Raw genomic sequence first — 14,659 nt, 5'->3', positions numbered from 1 at the left:
GCCTCCTTATGCCCGCCGTGCGTTATTGGGCAGCGCCATCGGTCACGGCGTCCGCCAGGGCGGCGTTGAGCGTGGTCACGTTCACCAGGGCGCCGCCGGGGGAGCCGGGCAGGGCATGGCGCTGGCGGCTGCGGGCGATGAGATCCCGCAGCCGTGCCTCGGATAAACCCGTGTGCCGGGCCACCCGGGGCACCTGAGCCTCAGCATATTCCTGAGAGACGTGGGGGTCGAGTCCCGAGCCGCTGGCGGTGAGTGCCTCCGGGGGGACCTCGCCGGGGGCCAGGTGCTCACGCGCGGATACGTCCCGGCGGCGCTCCTCCACCTCCTGCCGATGGGCGGGATCGGCGGGGGAGGCGTTGGAGGCCTGCCCCGCCCCGGCGCTGGGGCGGGGATAAAACCAGGCATCGCCCTGCGGGGCCTGCGCCAGCAGGGCGGAGCCCCGCAGGTTCCCGGCGGAATCATAGAGGGGCGAACCCGCCGCCTGGTGCGGCAGCACCACGGCCCCAAAGCCCACCAGGAACAGGGGATAACACAGCCCCAGGATCAGGGTAAAGAGCGCCAGGGCCACGCCGCCGGCGCGCGCCGCGCGCAGCGCGCGGGAGAGAGGAAAAGACGTCATCAGAGCAAACCTCCGGGAAGAGCGGTGAGCAGAAGATCAATGGCCTTGATCCCAAGGAAGGGCACCACCATGCCGCCCAGGCCAAAGATGGCGAGGTTGCGCCGCAGCAGGGCATCGGCGCCGCGCGGGCGGTATGCCACCCCACGCAGGGCCAGGGGAATAAGCCCCACGATCACCAGGGCGTTAAAGATCACGGCGGAGACGATGGCCGTCTGCGGGCTGTGCAGCCGCATGATGTTGAGCACCGCCAGGCCGGGGAAGGTGGAACTGAACATGGCCGGAATGATGGCGAAGTACTTGGCCACGTCATTGGCGATGGAAAAGGTGGTCAGCGCGCCGCGCGTTATCAGCAGTTGCTTGCCGATGTGCACGATGTCGATGAGCTTGGTGGGATCACTATCCAGGTCAATCATGTTCCCGGCCTCCTTGGCGGCGGAGGTGCCCGTGTTCATGGCCACGCCCACGTCCGCCTGCGCCAGGGCGGGGGCGTCGTTGGTGCCATCCCCGGTCATGGCCACCAGGTGCCCGGCGGCCTGCTCCTTGCGGATCAGCGCCAACTTATCCTCCGGGGTGGCCTCCGCCAGCACGTCATCCACGCCGGCCTCGGCGGCGATCGCGCGGGCGGTCAGGGCGTTATCGCCGGTGACCATCACCGTGCGTATCCCCATGCGGCGCAGTTGAGCAAACCGCTCCGGCATACCCGGCTTGACCACGTCCTTGAGGTGAATCACCCCCAGCAGCACGCCGGAGACGGCCTCACCGGTGGCGGGATCGCAGGAAAGCCGCGCCACCACCAGGGCGGTGCCACCGGAGGCGCTGATCTCCGCCACGATCGCGGTCACGCGCGGGGGCACCACCCCGCCGAGCCGCTCCACGCACCCGCAGACCTCACTGGCGGATCCCTTGACGATCCGCTCGTGCGGGCTCAACTGGGCCCCGCTCATGCGGGTTTGGGCGCTAAACGCAATGAAGGAGAGGCCCGGATACTCCCGGGGATCAACCGGGGCCGCCAGGGAATCCGCCAACTCCACCACGGAGCGCCCCTCCGGGGTCTCATCGGCCAGGGAGGAAAGCTGACAGGCCAGGGTGAACTCCGGCGCCGAGGTGGCCCCCACCGGCACCAGATCCACGGCCCGGCGATCCCCCACCGTGATCGTGCCCGTCTTATCCAGCAACAGGGTAGACACATCGCCCGCCGCCTCCACCGCGCGCCCGGACATAGCCAGAACGTTGCGCTCCACCAGCCGATCCATACCGGCGATACCGATGGCGGAGAGCAGCGCCCCGATGGTGGTGGGAATGAGGCACACCATCAGCGCCACCAGCACCACCGGGGACTGCTCCGCGCCGTTAAAAGCCGCCATCGGGGCCAGGGTGAGCACCACCAGGGTAAAGATGATGGTGAGCACCGTCAGCAGCGTTCCCAACGCCAACTCGTTGGGGGTCTTGTGCCGCTGCGATCCCTCCACCAGGCCGATCATGCGATCCATAAACCCCTGGCCCGGCTCGCTGCTGATCCGCACGATGATCCGGTCGGAGAGCACCGTGGTACCGCCGGTCACCGCGCAGCGATCACCCCCGGACTCCCGAATCACCGGGGCGGATTCCCCCGTGATCGCAGACTCGTCCACGCTGGCGGCACCGGCCACCACGTCGCCGTCGGCGGGAATGACCTCCCCGGCTGCTACCAGCACGTGATCGCCCCGACGCAGGGCTTCCGCGCCACCCGTGCTCCCCGTGGAAAGGGGGGCGTCAAGAGGCGTATCCGGGGGAACGCGCCGGGCGGTGAGCTGCCCCTGCGAGGAGCGTAACGACGCCGCCTGGGCCCGCCCCCGGCCCTCCGCCACGGCCTCGGCCAGCACGCCGAAGAACACCGTGGCCCACAGCCATGCGGAGAGGAAGAGCGTGAAGAAACTGGGGTGTATGGCCCCGATGATCAGGGTGAATGCCGCGCCCACCTCCACGAGGAAAAGCACCGGAACCCGGATCAGGGAGCGGGGATCGAGCTTGCGTGCCGCCAAGGGCACGGCGGAAAGAAAAGAAGTGGTGGTCATAGCGAGAAAGCCTCCGCACACGGGCCGAGAACAAGAACAGGAAGAAACGTCAGCGCGCCCACGATCAGCGCCACCCCCACCACGAGCCCCACGAAGAGGGGACGGTGCGTGGGCATGGTGCCCGCCGTGGCCGGGCGTGGGGCCTGCTCCGCGAAAGACCCCGCCAGGGCCAGCACCATGACGATGGGCAGGAACCTACCGGCGAGCATGACGCAGCCCAAGGCGATGTTGAACCACGGGGTATTGGCGTCGATCCCGGCAAAAGCGGAGCCGTTATTATTGGCCGCGCTGGCGAAGGCGTACACCAGCTCGGTGAAGGCATGCGGGGCATCCGTGGCGGTGGACAGGCTCGCGCGCGTGCCGGGCAGCACCACGGAAAGCGCCACGCCGCTTAGCACCAGGGCGGGCATGACCAGCATGTACAGGCACACCTTGATGATCTGCTGCACGCCGATGCGCTTGCCCAGATACTCCGGGGTGCGCCCCACCATGAGGCCGGCGAGGAACACCGTGAGCAAAGCCACGATCACCATGCCATACAAACCAGAACCCACGCCCCCGGGGGAAACCTCCCCCAGCAGCATGTTCAGCAGCAAAACCCCGCCGCCCAGCGGGCTATAACTCGAATGGAAGGAATCCACCGCCCCCGTAGACGTCATGGTGGTGGACACCGCAAAAAACGCCGAGGGCACCGCGCCAAAGCGCAACTCCCGGCCCTCCAGGCTTCCACCCATGCTTTCCGACGCCACCACGGCCGCCAGGGAGGCACAAAACAGCACGCCCATCGCCCCTAGCAACGCCCAGCCCTGCCGACGATCCCCCACCAGCACGCCAAAAGTACGGGTGAGGCACACCGGAATGAGCAGAATCAGAAAAACCTCCACCATGTTGGACAAAGCCGTGGGATTCTCCAAGGGGTGCGCGGAATTGGCCCCAAAGTACCCGCCGCCATTGGTGCCCAACTCCTTGATGGCCTCCTGCGAGGCCACTGGCCCACCCGGAATCACCTGTTCACCCCCGGTGAACGTGCTGATACCCGTGGCGGGGTGAAGGTTCTGGATCACCCCCTGAGATAACAACACCACCGCAGCAATAGCCGCCAACGGAAGGAGAATCCGCAGCACGCAGCGAGTGAGATCCACCCAGAAAACCCCGATCCGTCCCCGCTCATCGCGGCAAGCGATCCCCCGGATCAAAGCCACCGCCACGCTCATGCCCACCGCCGCAGAAAGAAAGTTCTGCACCGCCAGGCCCGCCATCTGAATAAGCGGACTCATGGTGGACTCCCCGGCATAAGACTGCCAGTTGGTATTGGTAATAAAGGACGCCGCCGTGTTCCACGCCTGATCCGGGGCCACCGCCCCCATACCCTGAGCCAGGGGCAACACTCCCTGGACGCGCTGCAAGAGGTACAGCACCGCCAGGCTCAACGCGGAAAACACCAGAACGCTCGCCGCGTAGCGCGGCCAGCGCTGCGAGGAATCCGGCTGCACCCCCATGAGGCGGTACAGGATCCGCTCCAGGCGGGTATGGCGCGGGCTGGAAAACACACGGGCCATGTACCCGCCCAACGGCAGGTACGCGGCCGCCAAGGCCGCCAGCACCAAGACAACGGGAACGGCGGCGAGCAGGGCGGGAGAGAGCGCGGCGATCATGAGAAATCCTCCGGGCGCAACAGGGCCACCACGAGGTAGCCCAGGGCGGCCACCCCCAGAATGAGGCCAGCCAGGCAATCCCACGTCATAGGGAATCCACCCCCTTCACCGCCAGGAGCAGGCAGAAGAAGATCGCGTCGGTGAGGGCGAGGAAGAACAGATCACTAACCATGCGCAACAACCTAAGCCCGGGCGGCGGGGAGGAGGGCGGATCTTAACGGAATCTTGACGGGCCTTGACGGTTGGGTGGGGCCTGGGCAATCGTGATGCCCATGAGGGCAGCGGAGATCAAAGCAGGGTTCCGGGACTACCTGAACCGGCGGTGGGCGCAGGAGCCGATCATGGTGGAAACCCCCGAGGGCCTTGCCGTGCGCGACGATGAACTAGGGCTCATCCCCGTGGCGGGCAGTGATGCACAGTGGGAGGAATACTGGCGTGGTTGTTCCCGGGCCGATCCGCATCCTTTTTCGCTCATGGCGGTGCACCTGGACGAGGCCCTTGCGATCATTGAGTTCCGGGAATACCAGCACCCCGGAATCGTGGCGGAGCCGGGAGGATTCCACGCCACCCAATACGTCACGCTCAGCCAGCGGGCGGAAAAGATCAAGCGCGAATTTTGCGCTTACGTCAACGAATCCTGGTTTCTGCGCGAGATGGGGATGGCTCCGGGTAAGAATGAGGAGGGCGGGCTCATTGAGCAGCCGCAGGAGATATGGGTGGCGGGTGACCCCAGGATTGCCCTGGTGGGCAGCGCGGCGGATTGGGTGGAGTGCGCCAGCAGACACTCCGGCGCGGAGCACTCGGAATATCTGCTCATGCTCATGGCTCTGGACGAGGCCCTTGATGGGATCGCTGAGCGGGGAGAAGCCCCGCAGGCCATGCGGGTAAGCGGCGCGGGCTTTGCGGCGGAGTGACTGAGTTTTCGGCAGATCCCCGATGTGTGCCTACAAAAACGCCTCCCGAATCCGTGCAGGATCCGGGAGGCAGAGAAGCGGGGTGGACGCCCTGGTTTTTAGGACAGCGGCGGTGCCGGCGGGAAGCCGGGCATCAGGCTGCCGATACCGGCGAGGGCATAGGAAAGGACGTCCCCGGCGACGTCGATAAGGCTCAGGCTCACGCTCAACATGTGTTCTCCTCTGGTAGAAACTATGCCTCAGTCTAGCCAATCCGCAGCCTGGCGAGGCAAACGCGAAGGGTGCGGGAGCCTAAACGGCGGCGATGACGAGGAAGATCGTGGCCAGCAGCGGGAACGAACCCTGCTTGATGGCGGCCTGGCGGTGCGGGGCAGAGGAGACGAACAAGACGATCGCGGCCGCGAGCATGGGGGTCACTCCCGCTAGCCCCAGCGTGATGCCCACGGTGCGGCTCCACAGCAGGGCTATCAGCCCGGCAAAGACGAGCACGGCCAGGAAGAAGTTATAAAAACCCTGGTTATAGGCGTTGAACTTGGTCAGCCGGGCGGATTCCGGGGTGGTGCCAAAGAGCGCCCGGGCCCGCTCGCCCTCCCAGGCGAAGGACTCCAGGTAGAAGATGAATACGTGGACGAGGGCGGCCAGGAGGGCAAAGGTAAAACCGAGGGCGAGCATGGTGGGGTGAGGGGTCCTTTCAAAAAAGAGGCCCCGCAGCGGGGTAGCGCCTCCGGGGTGATGCCGGAGGGCCCAAGCGCGGGAAGAATACGATATGCCTTATACCTTAACAGCGCCGCCCCTTGAGGTATTCCTGCGCGGGGCGGGGTGACTCGCCGCTCCGGCTGGGGAGGCTAGTCCCCGTATTCGTTCCCCTCGTCCGAGGGTGCCGTGGGTTCTGCCCGTTCCTTCTCTGTGTTGCGTCGGTTCCACGCCTGGCGCAGGCGCTGGGAACCCCGCCGGTACCACTCGCGGACATCGGGGGTGTCCCCGGCCGCGCTGAAGGCCGATTCCTCGGCTCCGGCCGCCGCGACGTGAGAGACGACGGCGGAGGTATGAGAACGGGGAGCGGAGGCCTCGCGCAGCGCGCGTCCCGGCTCGCGGGCGGGAACGGCGGCGGCCAGCAGGAAGAGCACGGTGATGAGGAGGGTGGCTAGGAGCCCGCCCCAGGGCACGCCCATGCCGTCATCCTCGAAGCTGGTGGTGGAGGCGAGCGGCCAAAAGAGCAGAAGCACCACCACGGCCAGGGGAGTCCACAGCGCATCCTGGTAGCGGCGGGGCCGCACCATCGCCAGGATTCCCGCGATGGGAAGCACCAGCATGAGCAGGGAATGCGTCCATAGTAAGGGGGAGGCGAGGTAGGCGGCGCTGAGCCACCCGACGAGCAGGATCTCCTGGGTGTACCGGGCGTTGAGCCATGCCGCCCAGCAGGTGGCGGCGGCGACCAACAGCGCGATGAGCAGCGGAACCAGGTGCGCCCACACGGGAACGCTGGTCAGCACCTGGGTATCGATCCCGCGCGGCAGCGGTTCCCGGTAGCCCATGACGATGGCGCTAAACGCCTGGTTTTCCTTGTCAATAACGGCCCCGCCGAGTACATCGCGCAGCGCCGCCACCCATTCCCGCACGCTGAACAGGCCGGCAAACAGCGCGGAGAGCACCACCGTGGCTCCTGCTCCCACGACGGCCCAGGCCCCAGCCAGGCGGGTGCTCGACCACAGCAGCAGCGGAATGATGAGCACCAGGGGGGTCATGGTGAGGGAGCAGGCTATACCGAGCACCAAGCCGCTGAGCAGGGGGAATCTGCGCGCCACGGTGAGCGCCCAGGTGGCGGCGGCGAGGGTGAGCACGCTGATATGGCCGGTGGCGCTGCCCACCTGGAAGGCGGAACTAAACCACGCCGCGAGGGAGACGGGGATCAACCAGGCCAGGGGCATGGTGCGCTTGCACCACAGGGTATAAGCGCTGGCCATCAGCAGGACGAGGCTGAACCCCTGCGCGAGGGCCAAGAGAAATTGAGCAATCCCAAAGGGGAGGACGGCGGTTAGGGGCGCGATGAGCGCCGCGAGTAGGGGCAGGTAAAGGAAGGGTTGATCGGGGTAGGCGGAGAAAGAATAGAGCTTAAAGGTGTCGCCGGAGCGCACGTATTCCCCGGCGGTCCAGATGGTAGCGAGGTTATCGCTGTCCGTTTGGGTGATCCACAGCAGGGCGTTAGCGATGCCCATGAGGGTGGCCACGATGAGGATCGCGGGGCTCAGCGTGCGCGAGGACACTGCGGCGGAACTCGTGTGCGATCCCATGCTAGGAGGCGATCCTTTCTTCTCGGTGGGAAAAGGGGGTGCTTCTGCGCCTGGTGGGGCGAGGCGCAGCGCGATGAGTGCGCGGCGCGCCCGCCACCAGCAGGAAGAGAATCAGGTGGAGGGAGAGGGAAACCAACCCCAGCCACGGGACGTAGAACGGGGACTCCTGGGCAAAGGGAGGAAGGAGCAGCGCGGTGAAAAGCGCCAGGGCGGGGTAGACGATCCTGACGCGGTTCCGGGGGGTCAGCGCCAGGGTTCCCATGATGGGCAGGGCCACGATGATGAGATAGTGCGTCCACATGATCCCCGCGGTGAGGGTGGCCAGGGTGAAGCCTCCCACGGAGAGAATCTCAAAGGCGCGCTCCCGGTTGCGCAGCGCGGCCCAGCACACCCCCGCGAGCCCCACGAGGGTGGTGCCACGGGAGATCGCGGTGATCCACAGGGGAATGTCCGCCACGATGGGCACGTGAAGTTCCTCGATGCGCTTGCCGATCTGCATGGTGGTTTCCGTGCTGGGCTCCAACAGGACGGAGACAAAGCTTTGGTTCACCGTGTCCACGAGCCCGCTGCTGTTGAGCCAGGATAGGGTGCTCATCCACTCCCCGAACACGTCCCTACCGGCAAGGATCAGGGAAAGCCCCACTATCGACGCCGCCGTGGCCGCCGTCACCACGGCCGCGCGCCGGGTTTCCCGGAACATTCCCAGGGGAATGAGCAGGCTCAACGGGGTTAATTTGATGGCCGCCGCGATTCCCAGGACGAACCCCGAGAGCACGGGGCGGTGGGCGGCCATGGCTAGGCCGTAGGCGATGGCGGCCAGGATGAGCGGGGTGGTCTGTCCGATGCTGGAGGAAAGTTGAAAGGCGGCGGTGAGCCATAGCACGGTGGTGGCGGCCGCGAGGTGCGGCAACCGCATGGGCTTTTTGAACCACAGGGTATAGGCCGAGGCGACGAGCGTGACCAGGCAGAATCCCTGGGCGAAGGTCAGGATCACCTCCGAGGTGCCGTAGCTCATGATCTGGGTGAGCAGGGCGGTAAACCAGGCCACCAGGGGTATGTGCACGAAGGGGTGGGGGAAGTTGTAGTTGGGGTTACCCTCCACGTAGGCGTCCCAGACTCGTGCCGTCCAGCGGGAAAAGTCCTTTTCCCAGATGTCGTAGAGCAGGTGAGTGTCCCCGCGCGTGACCATCTCTCCCGCGATCCACAGGGAGGCCCAGTCATCCGTGGACTGGCGGTGAAACCAGATCGCCGCGTTGGCCACGCCAAAGAGCAGGGCAAAGATCAAGGTGGCGGGGCTGAAAACGCGGGTGCGGTGGAGCGAGCGACGCGGCATACAGGTACTTTTCACACTATGGGAGGCGATGGGTTCACACGGGCTCGCTGAGCCCTTATGAGGGTTATCGCGGCGGACTTCTTTGATGTTAGCCGGTGGGGTTCCGGCTCCCGGCAGCGGAGGTAGTTTTGCATCTGATAGCTGTGGTGGATGTCAGTAAAAAGTATGCTTTACGCGGTGCCTATGGTCGGAGTAGTGTTCCCTTACTAAGGCACCCCTTAAATGGAGGGGCTTGGGATTTTCTGAGAGGAAACTGAAAAGATATGCGCTCCGCCTCGCCTTGGAAAGCATGGGCGGCCTCTGTGGCCGTCGCCGGTTTAAGCCTCGTATCAGTGCCGGTGGTGGGGCCGACCGTCGCGTCGTCGATAGTGCCCGTAGCGCACGCCCAGGAATGCCTGGGCCTGGCCGACGGCACCCTCGATTGGGGCATCAAGCAGTCCTTCCGCAACTATCTCACCGGCCCCATCGCGATGGGCGGCTGGGAACTCGACGGCGCGGAGTTCCACGGAGAGGAGAAAGGCAGCGATGGAGCGTTCCGCTTCCCCGCCGACGCCGAACGCGCCGCCCTCGGCAGCGATGATGCGGATATTCCCCTGCGCGGCTCCGTGCACCTGACCGGGCACTTCGGTGCCCTCAGCATCACCATGAGCGATCTTGAGGTGCAGATCCGTGGCACCCAGGGGCAGATCGTGGGCCGCATGGGTAGCGATTCCCCGGCCCCGCTCTCTAGCGTGTTGGGCTTCGGCGGAGGCACCCAGGAGCGCGTCCCCCTGGCCACGCTCAGCCTCGATCAGCCCCTCTCCCAGGCTCTCGCCGCCGATGGTACCGCCACGTTCACCGCCACCACCCGGCTCACGGAGGAGGCAAACCAGGCCCTCGGCGGCAACTACGGGGAGGGCAATAACGAGGGCGATACCGCGACCCTGCGGCTGCGTACCGCGCCGAGCCAGGGCGAATGCGGAGCCGTGGATACCTCGGTGCCGTTGGCACAGGCCCCGGGGCGGGAGGCTGAACCCGCCGCCCCCGCCGTTCCTGCCCAGAGCCCGGCTCCGGCAGCGGAGACGAGGCCCGCCGCCGCGCCCGCTCCCACAAACGCCGCCGAGTGCGCCGAGGTCACCTCGGCCTCCGCGGGGTGGGGCATCAAGCAGTCCTTCCGCAACTATCTCACCGGCCCCATCGCGATGGGCGGTTGGGATCTCGACGGCGTGGAGTACCGCGGATCCCAAGGCGGCGCGGACGGGCAATTCGCCTTCACCTCCCCGCAGGGCCAGGCCACCGTCACCCCGGAGGGGGCGGACATTCCCCTGGCGGGCTCCCTCAGCCTGCACGGGCACATGGGCCTGCTCAAGATTGATATGAGCAACATGAGCGTGAAGGTGCGGGGTAACCAGGCGCAATTCATCGCGGATTTTAGCTCCAATACCGTCAATCGTCCCGCTGCCGGGGCCAAGGTCACGGGGCAAGAAACCGGCACCCAGGCCGTCATCGCGGAGTTCACCCTGGATAATCCGATCACGCAGGACGCCCTGGCCTCCGGGGAGGTGCACCTGAGTGGCGGGGGATACATCACGGCGGAGGGAAACCGGGCCTTTGGCGGCAATTACGGGGAGGGAAACAACCAGGCCGATCCCCTGGACGTGACCCTCGCCGTCAGCGGGGCGGCGGAGTGCGGTACCGGCGAGGGCCTGAGCGACTACTCAGCCAGCAGCCCGGCCACCGCGGGCGAGGGCACCCAGGCGCCGTCGGGTACCGGCGGCCAGCAGCCCGCCCCGGCCACCTCGCCGGGCCAGGGTCAGCCCGCGCTCAACGTCGCGGCACCGCAACAGGCCGCCGGGACCCCGGCCTCAAGTGGGAACTCGGGGGCGTCGATCAGCGCGGGCGGGACGTGCGATGAGGCGGCGACCAAGGCGGTCTCGGACGCGCGCCTGGGCTGGGGAGTGAAAGATTCCTTCCGCACCTACGTGCGCGGCCCGATCGCTCATGGCGGGTGGCGGTTGAGCGGGGCCACGGAGTCCGGCGGGGCCTTCGTATTCAGCGGAAAACAGGGGGCGGTGGATACCTCGGCGGCGCGCGGCACTATCAGCCACGGCGGATCGGTGACGTTCTATGGGCACGACGGAGTGCTCAACACCACCATCGCCAACCCCGAGGTTCAGTTCGCGGGCGGGGGAGGAACGCTCATCGCGGAGGTGACCTCGAACGATACCGAGGGCAACACCGTGAACTACGGGCGCATCGCCGTGGCCGACCTGGCGGTGAACACCAGCGTCAGCGGGGACGTGATCGACGGCACCGCCGCCGCCTCGCTCACGCAGGCCGGGGCGACGGCGCTGGGCAACTTCTACCCGGCCGGCACCGAGATGTCCCCGGTGACCTTCAAGGCGGCGCTCTCCGGCGGCGCGAGCTGCGGGGCCGTGACCGGCGCGGAGGCGGCGAAGAGCGCCGGGGCGGGGGCCAAGACCCTCTCCAAGGAGGAGATCGCGGCGCTGGAAAAGTCCGGGGAAACTAACACCGATAACCCGGAGACCACGGAGGCGGAAGCGCCCATGGAGGTGGACGCCGCGCGCTCGGGCTCGCGCACCAGCCTGCTGGATAGCGATCAGGTTGCCCCGCGCAGCGCGGCGGTGGCGCTGGCGGAAAACCCCATGACCCCGCCCTCCCTGGCGGTTATGGTGCTCGGCCTGGCGGGGCTGGGCGTGTACCTACTGATGGGCCGCAGGGCGGCAAAGAAAACGGAAGGCGATTATGAAGAATAAGGCAACCACGCTGGTGGCCCTGGGGCTGGTGGTGAGCCTCAGCACCCTGGGCCTGAGCGCCTGCGGTAACTCCGGCGAGAGCGGCCACGCCGCCGGGGACGCCGCGACCAGTGCCGTGGAACAGCTGCCCGCGCGCGGCGAGGCCCCCGATCCCCATACCCTCCGGGGCCCCTCCTCCGCGCAGCCGGTGGGGGACATCGTGCCGGTCGCGGAGGCCCCTCAGCCGCAACTGCCCGTGAGCTTTAGCGACGCCACCGGAACCCCCGTGGAGGTTACCGACGTCTCCCGCATCCTCGCGCTCGATCTCTACGGCACGCTCTCGCGCACCGTGAGCGGCCTGGGCCTGGGGGCGAACATCGTGGGGCGCACCGTCTCCTCCGAGGAGCCGGCCCTGGCCGATCTCCCCGTGGTCACCGAGAGCGGGCACAGCCTCAACGCCGAGGCGATCCTGCAACTACGCCCCAGCGTGGTGCTCGTGGACGAATCCGTGGGCCCACCCGAGGTGATCCAGCAAATCCGCGACGCCGGAATCCCCGTGGCGGTGCTTGACCCCCGCCGCACCCGCGATTCCCTGGAAGATGACATCACTCTGGTGGCCGGGGCCCTGGGCGTGCGCGAGGAAGGCAAGGCCTTAGCCGAGCGCACCCGCGCCCAGATGGATCAGGCCACCACCGAGGTAAGCGACCTAGCCCCCTACGGCGAGGACCGCGTGCGCATGGCCTACCTCTACATGCGCGGCAACGGCGGGGTGTTCTTCATCCTGGGCAAGGGCAGCGGCGCGGACGGAATGATTGAGGCCCTGGGTGGGCGCGACGTGGCCAGCGAGGCCGGGATCGTGGACGTCAAGCCCGCCAACGCGGAGTCCCTGGCCGAACTCAACCCCGAGGTGATCGTGGTGATGGAGAAGGGCCTGGAATCCGTGGGCGGCGTGGAGGGGCTACTGGCCCGCCCCGGCGTGGCGCAGACGGAGGCGGGGAAGAACCGCCGCATCGTCTCCCTCCCGGATTCCGAGGCCATCTCGATGGGCCCGCAGGCGGGCCTCTCCCTGGTGCGGGCGGCCAAGGCCGTGTACCTGGGTGAGGGCGGGGAGAATCAGTGAGTCTGGGGGAGGCTGATACAAGGCCGGGCCCTGCCGCTTCCGGGGAGCCGGAGGGCCCGGCGTTGGCGCGCTTGCCCCAGAGCGGTGCGGGCACTTCGGCGTCGGAAAGCTCGGCGTTGGCGCGTCGCGCCCGGGCGCGGCTGCTCACGCTGGTTGCGTTATCGGTAGCGCTACTGGTCTCTTTGGCGGCCAGCCTCGCGCTCGGGCAGTTCAGCCTCTCGTTCACCGAGGTAGGCCAGGCGCTGCGCGCCGGGCCGGGTGGGCAGGAACTCGCCAGCAGCGTGATCTGGCAGATCCGCCTGCCGCGCATCGTTCTGGGCCTGCTGGTGGGAGCGGCCCTGGCGGTGGCGGGAACCCTCCTCCAGGGGCTCTTTGGCAACCCCTTAGCCGAGCCCTCGGTGATCGGGGTGACCTCTGGGGCGGGCGTGGGGGCGGCCGCCGGAATAGTGTTTGGCCTGAGTTTCGCCGGGCTGGCTACCATTCCGCTGTTGGCCTTTATTACCGGGCTGCTCACCGCCGTGGCGGTGTACCGCCTGGCCTCCTTTGACAGGGAGGTGCGCGTGCTCACCTTGATCCTCACGGGCATCGCTGTGAACGCGGTGGCCGGGGCGGCGATCTCCATCCTGATCTTCCTGGCTCCCACGTCTGCGCGCGAGCAGATCATCTTCTGGCAGATGGGTTCCCTCAACGGCGCGCTGTGGTCGCACGTGGGCACCGTGGCGGCGCCCATCGTGGCGTGCGTGCTGGTGGCCTGCCTGATCGCGGGCCGCCTGGACGTGCTGAGCCTGGGCGAGCGCGCCGCCGAGCACGTGGGGCTCAACGTGAGCGCCACCCGCGTGCTCATCGTGGGGCTTTCCACCGCGCTGGCGGCCTCCGCGGTGGCCTTCGCCGGGGTGATCGGCTTCGTGGGGCTCATCGTGCCGCACATTCTGCGCCAGGCCATAGGTCCTTCCCACGGGTGGCTCATGGGGCTGTCCTGCCTGGGCGGCGGCGTGCTGGTCACGCTCTCCGATCTGGCGGCGCGCACGCTCATTCCCTTCGCGGACCTGCCCATCGGCGTCTTTACGGCGCTGGTGGGCGGGCCCACGTTCTTCCTGCTGCTGCGCCGCAGCCTGCGCCGAGGAGACCACGCATGAACCCCGTGATAGAGGCGCGCGGTATCGGCGTGCGGGTACGCGGCAGGGAATTGCTGAGGGGCGTCTCCCTTGGTGCATACCCCGGCGAGGTGCTGGGGCTCATCGGCCCCAACGGGGCGGGGAAGTCCACGCTGCTGGCCGCCCTGGCGGGAGATCGGGCTCCGAGCAGCGGGGAGGTGATGCTGGCGGGCAGGCCTTACGGCGAGTACCGCTCGCGCGAGGCCGCGCGTTTGCGGGCGGTCATGACGCAGGATACCTCCGTCTCCTTCGCCCACCTCGTGCGCGACGTGGTGGCCCTGGGCCGCACCCCCTGGCCCCGGGAGCCGCAGCGAGATCGAGAGATCATCGACTACGCGCTGGGCGTGCTCAACCTACACGAATTACAGGAACGGGACATCACCACGCTCTCCGGCGGCGAGCGGGCGCGCGTGGCCCTGGCCCGCGTGATCGCGCAGCAGGCGCGCTGCGTGCTCCTCGACGAACCCACCGCCGCGATGGACGTGGGCTACCAGGAGCACACCCTGCACCTGGCACGGCACCTGGTGGCTGCGGGGGTGGCGGTGATCGTGGTGCTGCATGACCTGGGGGCGGCCTCCCGGTTCTGCGACCGCCTGGCCCTGCTTTGCGACGGCCGTCTGGTGGAGGTGGGCACGCCCGAGGAGGTGTGCACCGCCGAACGGCTCAGCGAGGTGTACCAGTGGCCGGTGGCGGTGGACAAGGTTCCGGGGGTGGGGATGTGGATTAGACCCGCCGCAGCGGCGGAGGTGGAGTTCCCGCCAATGCCTGCGGGATAGCAGAAGGA

The 14,659-nt window shown here is 67.6% G+C and carries 12 protein-coding genes; 5 read left to right on the top strand and 7 right to left on the bottom strand.

Going from position 1 to position 14,659, the window contains the following annotated elements:
* Nucleotides 1–22: 22 nt before the first annotated feature.
* From Cocul_RS10150 to kdpF, 4 genes are read right to left on the bottom strand one after another with little or no spacing between them, the layout of a single operon-like run.
* The gene (locus tag Cocul_RS10150) at nucleotides 23–619 is read right to left on the bottom strand and encodes a potassium-transporting ATPase subunit C (protein WP_055123177.1); all 597 of its coding nucleotides are present in this window, start codon (nucleotides 617–619) and stop codon (nucleotides 23–25) included.
* Nucleotides 619–2,673, bottom strand: a complete 2,055-nt coding sequence (gene kdpB, locus Cocul_RS10145) for a potassium-transporting ATPase subunit KdpB (RefSeq protein WP_055123176.1) — start codon at nucleotides 2,671–2,673, stop codon at nucleotides 619–621. The genes Cocul_RS10150 and kdpB overlap by 1 nt, the downstream gene beginning before the upstream one ends.
* Nucleotides 2,670–4,328, bottom strand: a complete 1,659-nt coding sequence (kdpA, locus tag Cocul_RS10140) for a potassium-transporting ATPase subunit KdpA (protein WP_055123175.1) — start codon at nucleotides 4,326–4,328, stop codon at nucleotides 2,670–2,672. The genes kdpB and kdpA overlap by 4 nt, the downstream gene beginning before the upstream one ends.
* A complete protein-coding gene (kdpF, locus tag Cocul_RS10135; protein WP_055123174.1) occupies nucleotides 4,325–4,417 on the bottom strand; it encodes a K(+)-transporting ATPase subunit F in 93 nt (30 codons plus the stop codon). The genes kdpA and kdpF overlap by 4 nt, the downstream gene beginning before the upstream one ends.
* A gap of 183 nt (nucleotides 4,418–4,600) precedes the next feature.
* On the opposite strand from kdpF, the gene Cocul_RS10130 reads away from it, so the two are divergent.
* Nucleotides 4,601–5,242 carry a hypothetical protein gene (locus Cocul_RS10130; RefSeq protein WP_150114458.1) on the top strand — a complete coding sequence of 214 codons (642 nt, stop codon included), beginning with the start codon at nucleotides 4,601–4,603 and terminating at the stop codon, nucleotides 5,240–5,242.
* A 291-nt stretch (nucleotides 5,243–5,533) separates the two neighbouring features.
* Here the strand turns inward: Cocul_RS10130 and Cocul_RS10125 are convergent, their stop codons facing one another.
* The 3 genes from Cocul_RS10125 to Cocul_RS10115 all read right to left on the bottom strand — a co-directional run bounded on the left by Cocul_RS10125 (nucleotide 5,534) and on the right by Cocul_RS10115 (nucleotide 8,866).
* Nucleotides 5,534–5,914 carry a DUF1304 domain-containing protein gene (locus tag Cocul_RS10125; protein ID WP_055123172.1) on the bottom strand — a complete coding sequence of 127 codons (381 nt, stop codon included), beginning with the start codon at nucleotides 5,912–5,914 and terminating at the stop codon, nucleotides 5,534–5,536.
* A 173-nt stretch (nucleotides 5,915–6,087) separates the two neighbouring features.
* A complete protein-coding gene (locus tag Cocul_RS10120; RefSeq protein WP_055123171.1) occupies nucleotides 6,088–7,533 on the bottom strand; it encodes a glycosyltransferase family 87 protein in 1,446 nt (481 codons plus the stop codon).
* A gap of 1 nt (nucleotide 7,534) precedes the next feature.
* Entirely contained in the window at nucleotides 7,535–8,866 is a 1,332-nt protein-coding gene (locus Cocul_RS10115; protein WP_055123170.1) for a glycosyltransferase family 87 protein, read from the bottom strand.
* A 341-nt stretch (nucleotides 8,867–9,207) separates the two neighbouring features.
* Here Cocul_RS10115 and Cocul_RS10110 point away from each other — a divergent pair, with 341 nt between their 5' ends.
* The 4 genes from Cocul_RS10110 (at nucleotide 9,208) to Cocul_RS10095 (ending at nucleotide 14,651) form a co-directional block, all read left to right on the top strand.
* Nucleotides 9,208–11,622: an HtaA domain-containing protein gene (locus Cocul_RS10110; protein WP_160318512.1), complete on the top strand. Its 2,415-nt coding sequence runs from the start codon at nucleotides 9,208–9,210 to the stop codon at nucleotides 11,620–11,622.
* Nucleotides 11,612–12,721 (top strand): heme/hemin ABC transporter substrate-binding protein, encoded by a 1,110-nt coding sequence (locus Cocul_RS10105; protein ID WP_055123168.1) that lies wholly within the window; start codon nucleotides 11,612–11,614, stop codon nucleotides 12,719–12,721. The genes Cocul_RS10110 and Cocul_RS10105 overlap by 11 nt, the downstream gene beginning before the upstream one ends.
* Before the next feature lie 116 nt (nucleotides 12,722–12,837).
* The gene (locus tag Cocul_RS10100) at nucleotides 12,838–13,857 is read left to right on the top strand and encodes a FecCD family ABC transporter permease (protein ID WP_055123167.1); all 1,020 of its coding nucleotides are present in this window, start codon (nucleotides 12,838–12,840) and stop codon (nucleotides 13,855–13,857) included.
* Nucleotides 13,854–14,651, top strand: coding sequence for a heme ABC transporter ATP-binding protein (locus Cocul_RS10095; RefSeq protein WP_069723621.1), 798 nt, complete (start codon nucleotides 13,854–13,856; stop codon nucleotides 14,649–14,651). The genes Cocul_RS10100 and Cocul_RS10095 overlap by 4 nt, the downstream gene beginning before the upstream one ends.
* The last annotated feature ends 8 nt before the right edge of the window (nucleotides 14,652–14,659 follow it).

The sequence above is a fragment of the Corynebacterium oculi genome, assembly GCF_001412105.1.
GTDB classification, from domain to species: Bacteria; Actinomycetota; Actinomycetes; order Mycobacteriales; family Mycobacteriaceae; genus Corynebacterium; species Corynebacterium oculi.
The sequence above is the reverse complement of the archived record's forward strand: the minus strand, read 5'-3'. Positions and strand labels throughout refer to the sequence as shown.

Bases quoted from the DNA above. Each gene is read 5' to 3' on its own strand.
- Cocul_RS10150 (WP_055123177.1), bottom strand. From the start codon at position 619: ATGACGTCTTTTCCTCTCTCCCGCGCGCTGCGCGCGGCGCGCGCCGGC.
- kdpB (WP_055123176.1), bottom strand. From the start codon at position 2,673: ATGACCACCACTTCTTTTCTTTCCGCCGTGCCCTTGGCGGCACGCAAG.
- kdpA (WP_055123175.1), bottom strand. From the start codon at position 4,328: ATGATCGCCGCGCTCTCTCCCGCCCTGCTCGCCGCCGTTCCCGTTGTC.
- kdpF (WP_055123174.1), bottom strand. From the start codon at position 4,417: ATGACGTGGGATTGCCTGGCTGGCCTCATTCTGGGGGTGGCCGCCCTG.
- Cocul_RS10130 (WP_150114458.1), top strand. From the start codon at position 4,601: ATGAGGGCAGCGGAGATCAAAGCAGGGTTCCGGGACTACCTGAACCGG.
- Cocul_RS10125 (WP_055123172.1), bottom strand. From the start codon at position 5,914: ATGCTCGCCCTCGGTTTTACCTTTGCCCTCCTGGCCGCCCTCGTCCAC.
- Cocul_RS10120 (WP_055123171.1), bottom strand. From the start codon at position 7,533: ATGGGATCGCACACGAGTTCCGCCGCAGTGTCCTCGCGCACGCTGAGC.
- Cocul_RS10115 (WP_055123170.1), bottom strand. From the start codon at position 8,866: ATGCCGCGTCGCTCGCTCCACCGCACCCGCGTTTTCAGCCCCGCCACC.
- Cocul_RS10105 (WP_055123168.1), top strand. From the start codon at position 11,612: ATGAAGAATAAGGCAACCACGCTGGTGGCCCTGGGGCTGGTGGTGAGC.
- Cocul_RS10095 (WP_069723621.1), top strand. From the start codon at position 13,854: ATGAACCCCGTGATAGAGGCGCGCGGTATCGGCGTGCGGGTACGCGGC.